At 66.6% G+C, this 1,743-nt stretch carries 1 protein-coding gene; it reads left to right on the top strand.

Going from position 1 to position 1,743, the window contains the following annotated elements; all coding sequences use genetic code 11:
- The first annotated feature begins 118 nt into the window (after positions 1 to 118).
- On the top strand, positions 119 to 1,549 hold the full coding sequence (locus ACFOY2_RS54580) for an IS1380 family transposase (RefSeq protein WP_379536103.1): 1,431 nt from the start codon (positions 119 to 121) through the stop codon (positions 1,547 to 1,549).
- Positions 1,550 to 1,743: the final 194 nt, after the last annotated feature.

Raw genomic sequence — 1,743 nt, 5'->3', positions numbered from 1 at the left:
CCTCGGTAATTCGGCCGGAATTTCGTCCTGAAGATCGTTAATAGAGAAAGGTGCCTCCGACCTGCGATGATCGGATTGCCTAGATCACGAGATCGCAGAGAACGGATGCACCTTTCGGGTGAACGCTACGGCATGGGACCGCCGCTTGTCTGTCCGAGGGGACGGTAAGGGGCTCATCGGACACGCGGGAGCCGTGCTCCTGCGCAAATGCGCTGATCAGACAGGGCTAACCGGGGCACTGGGCGGCATGTTCGCCCGGCTGGGCGGATCCCCGGTGTGGGACCGGGGCGTGGTGCTCGTCCAACTCGCCGTGGCGATCGCGCTCGGAGCGACCAGCATGCGGCAGATCGCCCTGCTGGCCCACCAGGAGCAGCTCTTCGGCAAGCCGCCCTCGGACTCCACCGTGCGGCGAACGCTGGAGCCCGTCGGGACGTCGGACCAGCTGCAGGCCTGGATCGCTCGGGCTCGGGCGCGGGTGCGGCGGCACGTGTGGCAGCTGGTTGCCGCGACCGAGACGGGATTCCCCTGGCTGCAGGTAGCGGGCAAGGTACTGACCGGCTGGATCGTGATCGACCTGGACGCCACGCTGATCACCGCCCATTCCAGCAAACAGGGCGCTTCGGCGACGTTCAAGAAGGGCTATGGATTTCACCCGCTGGCCGCCTGGTGCGCCAACACACACGAATCGCTGGCGATGTTGCTGCGCACCGGATCGGCCGGCTCCAACACCGTCATCGACCACGTGCGAGTGCTCACCGAAGCCATCAGACAGATCCCCGGCAGCTTCCGGGCCAAGATCTGGATCCGGATCGACGGCGCGGGCGCCACACACGAGCTCGTCGAACACATGAAAGGGTTGAACACCACCCGGCGCACTGTCCGTTTCACCGTCGGCTGGAAGATCACTGACACCGATGAGGCAGCGATCGCCAAACTGCCCGAGACCGCCTGGCAGACCGCCATCCGCCAGGACGGCGAGGTCCACGCGCACGCACAGGTGGCCGAACTCACCGGCCTGGACGAACGCGCCGCGCTGTGGGGCGTGCGGCTGCTGGTCCGCCGCGTGCGCCCCTCGGCCCGCGACACGGCGCAGCTCACCGAGTTGGAGAAGAAGACCGGCTGGAAGTACGCGATCATCGCCACCAACCTCGGCCCTCGCGGCCTGCGCGGCATCGCCGGCAGCCACCAGCTGGCCTTCATCGACGCTGTCCACCGTGATCACGCCGAGGTCGAGGACCGGGTGCGCACGAACAAGGCGATGGGGCTGCGCAATTTGCCGTCCAAGACGTGGAACGTCAACGTCGGCTGGGTCCTGACCTGCAATCTCGCCGCCGATCTAGACGCCTGGACCCGGCTGCTCGGCCTGCACGACGACGCCGAACTGGCTCGCGCTGAGCCGCAGACCCTCCGCTTCTGCCTGTGGCACCTGCCCGCCCGGCTGGTTTCGCATGCGCGCCGACGGATCCTGAAGATCAGTGCCACCTGGCCGTGGAGAAACGCATTCCTGATCTGCTGGCAGCGTCTGTGCGCTCTGCCAGCGCCTATCTGACCAGCGTGAACGCCTACCGCCTATCCCAGAGAGGAGCGATGGGATCCCCCTCGCGGCTCGTGGAACCGCCGTCCGCCCGAGCGTCTCGGATAGGCCGCCGTACCACTCGCCCGGGTTGAACAGGACGATCAGGCGGAAACCTCCATCAGTCGAAACCGATCAGGAGGGACGACCACCTCGTGAGTCATCGAGGT

Origin of the sequence: Nonomuraea purpurea (assembly GCF_042650645.1) — a bacterium.
GTDB classification, from domain to species: Bacteria; Actinomycetota; Actinomycetes; order Streptosporangiales; family Streptosporangiaceae; genus Nonomuraea; species Nonomuraea purpurea.
The sequence above is the reverse complement of the archived record's forward strand: the minus strand, read 5'-3'. Positions and strand labels throughout refer to the sequence as shown.